This window comes from Frankia sp. CoBUL1 (genome assembly GCF_978021245.1).
The window spans coordinates 1-7,264 of record NZ_CDXDOS010000099.1 but is presented as its reverse complement, the minus strand read 5'-3'; the positions used below and the strand labels follow the sequence as shown (position 1 = coordinate 7,264).

Here is a 7,264-nt window from a genome sequence, read left to right as displayed (position 1 = left end):
TCATCGCCGCCGTGGCGCTGGTCGGTGTCGGGGGCCTCGTCGGCATACGGCTCACCGGCGGCGACAAATCCTCCCGGCCGACTGGCCCTGGGCACACCAGCACTGTCGAGGCGGCCGGGCAGCCCAGCTTTGGGCTCGAATCGTCGCCCCCGGTGTCACCGCCCCTGGTGTCACCGCCCCTGGTGTCACCGCCCCTGGTGTCACCGCCCCCGGTGTCACCGCCCCCGGGGGCGGACGACGTTACGTTCTACGACTTTATCGGCGGTCTGCGGCTGCCACGGTCGGCCGCGGCAGGGCCGGCGCATCTCGACGGGTTCCTCGCATCGGGTTTTGCTCGCTCACGGATCGGCAGCGTGCTGGCCGCGATCAACATCGCCTACCGGACCGCCGGGACCCTTGGCGAGTCGGTGTGGCGGCCCACCATCGAACGGCAGGTCATCGGGGATAACCGCACCGCGCTGTTAGCCGCCGCCCAGCGCGAGGGGCGTCAAGACATGCCTGGCCCGGGGGAGCGGATCGCAGGATCAGACTCCCGGATCATCGGCTGGCAACTGGAGAGCTACTCCCAGGACACGGCGATGGTGCGTTACCTGCTCCTCCTGATCCAGGCGAAGGGCCAGCCCCTGCTGGCGGCAGTGCGGGTCGAAGTGCGCTGGGTCGACGATGACTGGAAGGTCGTCGCTCCGTCAGGCGGGGATTGGAGAAACGCCGGATCGCAGGTGACGGACACCGCAGGCTTCAGGATGCTCGCCCAGTTTTAAGGAGCCCGCCGTGTGTGTGCCTTTTGATGTGCTGTGCTATATCAAAGATGGAATCAAAGATCTTGCGAAAGAGATATTCAAAGAAATCTTCGCAGGTGATGTAGCCGAAGCAATCTTCGACATGTTCCTCGAGGTGGTCGCCGACAGGGTCGCCGACGCGGTCGGCTGGATGGTGAGGATGTCGACGTCCTGGTGGGTCAATGTGCCCTCCATCAACCTCAAGGGGAACGTTGCGGCGATCGGGATGATCCGGGGTTTCCTGCTGCCGATCGTGGTGGTGATGTTGGTCGGCGGGCTGATGGTGCAGGGCATCCGGCTCGCGTTGGAGCGGCGGGTCAATCCGCTGGTCCGCGCCGGCCGCGGACTGATCACTTATGCGGTCGCCACCGGGGTTGGCACCACGCTGATCGCGGCCTTGGTCAATGCGGGGGATGCATTCTCCACCTGGGTGCTCAACACCAGCACGGATAACGAGTTCGCCGAGCGGATGACCAAGATCCTCACGCTGACAGGCATGCACGGCGGTTATCTAGTGCTGATCCTGCTGGGTCTGCTGGCCTTCCTAGCCAGCTTCATCCAAGCGGTTCTCATGATCTTCCGGGATGGGGCGATTCCCATCCTGGTTGCTGCGCTGCAGCTCGCCGCCGCGGGGAAGATGACCTCGGTGACGGAAGGCTGGTTCCCCCGGGTCACCGGGTGGGCCGCCGCGCTGGTGTTCTACAAGCCGACCGCTGCCCTGGTCTACGCCACCGCGTTCACGCTGGCCGGCCACGGTGAGGACGCCCGCACCGTGTTCACCGGCTTCACCATGATCATTATGGCGGTGTTGGCGCTGCCGGCGCTGATGCGCCTGTTCAACTGGACCGTCGCCCAAGCCGGGCAGGACGGCGGAGACGGGCAGCTGCTGACATCCATCGGTTTCGCCTTGCAGGCGGCTGCGGGCCTGCGCGGCGCCAGGAGTGGGGCACCCGCGGGTGGCTGGCCAGCCCCCGCGCACGCCCGGTACATGCAATCCCTGGCGGAGGGTGAGCCACCGGTGGGTACCGGTGGAGGCGGGACACCGTCCGGAGCGGCCCTGACAGGCAGGCAACCGGCAGGCGGGCCGCCCGGTACGCCCGGTACGGCGGCCGCCGGTCCCCCGGGAGCGAGCGCGGCCCCTGAGGCTGTCCGCGGCGCGGGGCAGACCGCGGCAGCCAGGATGACCCCGCCGACAGGACCGTCGCCGATCGGAACCCAGGGTGGGGGTGAGGGGACATGACCGAGCCGACGCCGGTACGGACCTACGGTGGCTGGCGGCGGGCCCGCGGGCTGGGTCTGATGGGTCTGACCACCGGGCAGACGTTGGCCGCCCTGGGCATGTTCGTACTGGTGCTGCTGGCGGCCACGATCCGCCCACGGGCGCTGTTGGTGCTCGGCCCGCCGCTGGCGGTGCTGCTGGGAGTGACGGTGGCCCGCTGGGACGGGATCCCGCTGCTGCATGTCCTGGTGCAGCACGTCCGCTGGCGGTATGCGGTGCTGCGCGGCTGGAACCGGCGGGACGGCGGGGTGCTGGTGGCCCACCCTCGGGCCTGGCAGCTGCCCGGGGTGCTGGCCCCGATGGCCCTCGTCGACGTCGAGGACGGCGCCGGGGGCCGCTACGGGCTGGTCTGGGACCGCCGCACCGGCCTGCTGACCGCGACGATACGGGTGTCGGCCACCTCTACCTGGCTGGCCGGCTCGGACGCGGACACCTGGACGGCGGCCTGGGGCGGCTGGCTGGCCAGCCTCGGCTACCTGCCGGCGGTGCGCTGGGTCGCGGTCACTGTGGACACCGCACCAGACCCAGGCACGACCCTGCGCGACGCCCTCCTGGGCACGCTGGACCCTGCCGCACCCTCCGTGGCCCGGCAGCTCGTGCACGACCTGGTGGCCTCCCCGCACACTACGGCCGACGTCGACACCCGGGTGTCGATCACGTTCGATCCGCGGTTCGCGCCGACCCGACCAGCGAAGGTACTGGACGCGGCGGTGGAGTTCTCCCGCACCCTGATCGGGCTGGAATCGGCGCTGGGTGGCTGCGGGGTCACGGTGCTGGGCCGGGCCAGCGCGGCCGAGCTCGCTGGCGCCGTGCGGGTCGCGTTCGACCCGGCCAGGCGGGGAGAGGTCATCCGGCTGCTGGAAGGCAGCGCCCGCGGCGAGCGGAGGCTGCTGCGCTGGGCGGACGCCGGGCCGGTCGCCGCACGCGAAACCTGGGACGCCTACCGACACGACTCCGGACTGAGCACCTCCTGGGGCTGGCGGGAGGCCCCCCGCCAGCTGGTGCACTCCGATGTGCTGGCTCGCCTGCTCGCGCCAGGCCCCTGGCCGACACGGGTGACGATGCTCTACCGGCCCATGCTCGCCGGTGTCGCGGCCCGGACGTTGGAGACGGAGGTCAACGCCGCCACGTTCCGGGCGCTCTACCGGGCCCGCACTGGCCGGGACGCTACCGCCCGCGACAACGCGGACGCCGCCGCGGCGGCCCGGGCCGCCCGGGAAGAAGCCCAGGGCGCCGGCGTGGTGCTCATGTCGCTGTACGCCACGGTTACCGTCGACAGCAGCCGGCCCGAGGATCTCCCGAAGGCCGTCGCGGACCTGGAGGCCCGCGCCGACACCGCCAAGATCCGGCTGCGGCGGATGTACGGGGCGCAGGCGGCCGGGTTCGCCGTCACGCTGCCGTGCGGGATCTGCCCGCCGGCGCTCGCCACCCGGTGGCCGCACTGATGCCCCGGCTACTACCGGCACGCCGCAGCCCGGCCCCACCGACCCGGGCGCCGCTGCTGGCGCATGCCCCGGCGGTGATCCCGCCGGGGGAGACGACGCCCGCGGCCGCTGCCGAACCGCTTGCCCCGGCCTGGGGATGGAAGACACCCGGCGCCGGTCGGGCCGGGCATGTCGTCGTCGCACCGGAATATCAGGCGACCACGGTGCAGGCCGTTGGGCTGTTCCCGTTCGTCGCCGGCTCCGGCTCCCCGATCGCCGGGGTGCCCGTCGGCCGGCACATGCTGTGGGGGGAAACCGTCTGCCTGGACCCGCTGGCCTGGCTGCGCGCCGGTCTGGTCACCAACCCGGGGATGTTCATCCTCGGCCAGCCCGGGGTCGGCAAGAGCGCGTTGACCCACCGGCTGATCACCGGGATGGTCGCCACCGGCGTGCGCGCGCTGATCCTGGGGGACACCAAACCGGACTACGTCCGCCACATCGACGCGCTGGGCGGTCAGATCATCCGGGTGGGCCGCGGTATGGACCGGATCAACCCGCTGGACGCCGGTCCTCTGGGACAGGCGCTGACCCGGATGGATCCCGCCGATGCCGCGGCGCTGCGGTGGGAGGTCCGCGGCCGCCGCCTCGCGCTGCTGTTGGCGCTGATCCGCCTGGTGCGGGGCGGCCGGATCCTCAACATCGAGGAGGTCATCCTCGGCCGGGCGATCGACCTGCTCGACGAACGTTTGAAGGTGCCCCCGACCGTGCCGGATGTGCTGCGTGTCCTGGACGAGGGTCCCGACCAGTTACGCGCCGCGGCCCGTGCCGGCGATCTGGCCAGCTACGCCGAGAGGGTCGCCGGCCTGGTCGCATCCCTGGCCCTGCTGTGTGAAGGATCGCTGGCGGGGGTGTTCGACGGGCCCACCAGCCGGCCGATCGACCTAGATGCCCCGGCAGTCTCGGTGGACATCTCCCGGGTGGGCGCGGCCGGGGACACCCTGCTAGCCGCCGCGCTGCTGTGCACCTGGGCCTACGGACACGGCGCGGTCGACGGCGCCGCCGCGCTCGCCGACGTCGGCCTGGCCCCCCGGCGGCATTTCGTCGCGGTCATGGACGAGCTGTGGCGGGCGCTGCGCGGCGCCCCCGGTCTGGTCGAGCACGCCGACACGCTCACCCGGCTCAACCGGGCCCGCGGCATGGCCAGCCTCATGGTCACCCACTCGCTGGCCGACCTCGACGCGCTGGTCACCGAGGAGGACCGGGCCAAAGCACGCGGGTTTATCGACAGGGCCGCGATCACGGTGCTGGCCGGGCTCCCGCCGCGGGAACTGACCCGGGTACAGGAGATCACCCCGCTGACCGACGCCGAGGGAGAGATGGTCACGAGCTGGTCGGCACCGGACTCCTGGCAGTCGCGTCACCTGCACCCCGGCCGCGGTAAATACATGATCAAAACTGGGGGGAGGCTGGGGATCCCGGTGCAGATGACGCTTACCCCCGACGAGGTAACGCTGTACGACTCCGACCAGGCAATCCGCCGGGACCTCCGGTGAGCCGCCCGGGCGCCGGCCGGTATGAGGCTGCCCCCTGGGTGTTAGTCGGCCCGTTGTGGATCTCCACCGTCGTGTTCGGGCTGGTATGGCTGACCGCCCGGCTGGCCGCTGCCGTCGGCGGCGGCCAGGTCGCCCCCCTGCCCGACATGGCCGGCTACCTGCTGCGCGGCCGCGCTGACCTGGCCTGGCCCGGGGTGGCCACCGGCTGGCTGATCGCCAGCGGGCTGCTGTGGATGTCGGCCGTTGGGGTCCTGGTCGTGCTCGTCACGCGCCGCTGGCGGCGTTGGACGTTCCGCCGCCACCGCGAAACCCGCTGGCGGCTCGCGTTGCCGTCGCTGGCCGGCCCGGACGACCTGGCCGCGTTGACCCCGGCCGGGGTGGCCAAGCGGGCCCGTAAGCTGTGCCCGTCGCTCGCTGCGCTCGACCGCCGCCGACTATCCCCGACGCAGACCGGCTGGCCGCTGGGCGATCTCGTGCCCACCGGCCCGCCGCTGCGCGGCACCTGGGAGGACGTCGCCCTGGCCGTGATGGCGCCGCGGGCCGGCAAGACCACCGGCCTGGCCGTGCCGATGATCCTCGATGCCCCCGGCGCGGCGGTCGCGACCAGCAACAAAGCCGACCTGTGGGCGGCCACCGCCTCCCTGCGCGCCGCCCACAGCCGGGTGTGGGTGTTCGATCCCCAACAGGTCGCCTACGCCGAGCAGACCTGGTGGTGGAATCCGCTGGCCGCCGTCGCCGGCGTCGAGGACGCAGACCGGCTCGCCGGGCATTTCCTCCAGGAGATCCGGGACAAGAACCGCGACTTCTGGTCCGCCGCCGCCGGTGACCTGCTTGCCAGCCTGCTGCTGGCCGCCGCCGTCTCGAAACGCACCCTCACCGACGTCTACGAGTGGCTCAACGACTCCGGCTCCCCGCTACCCGCCGAGCTGCTCGCAGCCGGCGGCTTCCCCACGGTCGCCGCCGGGCTGCGCGGCCGGCAAAGAGGCGCCCCTGAAACCCGTGAAGGCGTCTACGAAACCGCCAGGACGGCGGCGAAGTGCCTGCGCAACGCACGAATCCAACGCTGGGTCATCCCCGGTGCGGCCACCGTCGAACTGGACATGGCCGCGTTCGCAGCCAGCAACGACACCCTCTATCTGCTGTCCAAAGACGACGAAGGCGCAGCCAGCCCGCTGGTGGCCGCGCTGACCGACCAGGTGCTGCGCGCAGCGGTACGCCGCGCCGAATCTCGCGGCGGCCGGCTCGACCCACCGATGGTCACGGTCCTGGACGAGGCCGCGAACGTCTGCAAGATCCAGGACCTACCGGATCTGTACTCCCACCTCGGCTCCCGCGGGGTCGTCCCGCTGACCATCCTGCAGAGCTACCGCCAAGGCGTGCGGGTATGGGGGGAGCCCGGCATGGACGCGCTGTGGTCCGCCAGCACAATCAAGATCCTTGGGGCAGGTATCGACGACGCCCGCCTGGCCGAAGACGTCTCCCGGCTGGTGGGCGAGCACGAGGTGGACACCGAGTCGGTCACCCGCAGCCGCCAGGGTGCGAGCCTGTCGGTGTCCGCCCGCCGACAACGCATCCTCGAACCCGGAGACATCCGGGCGATCCCCAAGGGGTGGGCGCTGCTGCTGGCCACCGGCGCCCGCGCCGCAGTGCTCGCGCTACGCCCCTGGTACACCGGCCCCCACCACGCCGAGATCGCCGCGGCGGTCGCGGAGGCCACCGCCGAGCTCACCGCCCGGGCCGGCGGCCACCACACCGCATCGGAGTCGATCGATGACCGCCCCGTCACCCACAGTTGACGATCTCGCCGTGCAGGTGGCCCGCCTGGAGAAGACCGTCTACGATCTCGCCGCCGCGGCAGCCGCGTCCACCGACGGCACACTGCAGACGCCCGCTGACGCGCAGGCACCTGCTGCGCTGTGCTATCCGGACCTGCAGACCTGGGTCGCCGAGTTCTTCGCCCCGGTGTTCGCCCGGCCGCTCGGCGGCGAATGGCGGTGGTGCCCGCAGTGGTGGGACCACGTCGAGGCGGCCCTGCGGTTAGAAGCGTTGTGGCGCTCCTTCGAGCACCTGCGCCTGAACGGGCAGACCGGCATGGCTGTCTGGCTCCGTGACCATCTGGATCACCAGCTGCCCCGGCTGATGGCCCCCACCGGGCCGTTCGCCCGATGCTCACCCGACCGGCCCCACCGCCCGCACGAACCCGACCAGACCCTGCCTGTGATCCCACCC

General features: G+C 71.7%; 6 protein-coding genes. All 6 read left to right on the top strand.

Going from position 1 to position 7,264, the window contains the following annotated elements; translation table 11 throughout:
• Nucleotides 1-761: DUF8175 domain-containg protein (locus AC08OX_RS09515; RefSeq protein ID WP_476607472.1), on the top strand; the 761-nt coding region annotated here is incomplete at its 5' end.
• A gap of 10 nt (nucleotides 762-771) precedes the next feature.
• On the top strand, nucleotides 772-2,019 hold the full coding sequence (locus AC08OX_RS09510) for a hypothetical protein (RefSeq protein ID WP_476607471.1): 1,248 nt from the start codon (nucleotides 772-774) through the stop codon (nucleotides 2,017-2,019).
• Nucleotides 2,016-3,503, top strand: coding sequence for an SCO6880 family protein (locus tag AC08OX_RS09505; protein WP_476607470.1), 1,488 nt, complete (start codon nucleotides 2,016-2,018; stop codon nucleotides 3,501-3,503). The genes AC08OX_RS09510 and AC08OX_RS09505 overlap by 4 nt, the downstream gene beginning before the upstream one ends.
• Nucleotides 3,458-5,035: a hypothetical protein gene (locus AC08OX_RS09500; protein ID WP_476607469.1), complete on the top strand. Its 1,578-nt coding sequence runs from the start codon at nucleotides 3,458-3,460 to the stop codon at nucleotides 5,033-5,035. The genes AC08OX_RS09505 and AC08OX_RS09500 overlap by 46 nt, the downstream gene beginning before the upstream one ends.
• A 38-nt stretch (nucleotides 5,036-5,073) precedes the next feature.
• Nucleotides 5,074-6,831, top strand: a complete 1,758-nt coding sequence (locus AC08OX_RS09495) for a type IV secretory system conjugative DNA transfer family protein (protein ID WP_476607468.1) — start codon at nucleotides 5,074-5,076, stop codon at nucleotides 6,829-6,831.
• The coding region (locus AC08OX_RS09490; protein WP_476607467.1) for a DUF4913 domain-containing protein at nucleotides 6,806-7,264 on the top strand (459 nt) is incomplete at its 3' end. The genes AC08OX_RS09495 and AC08OX_RS09490, both read left to right, overlap by 26 nt.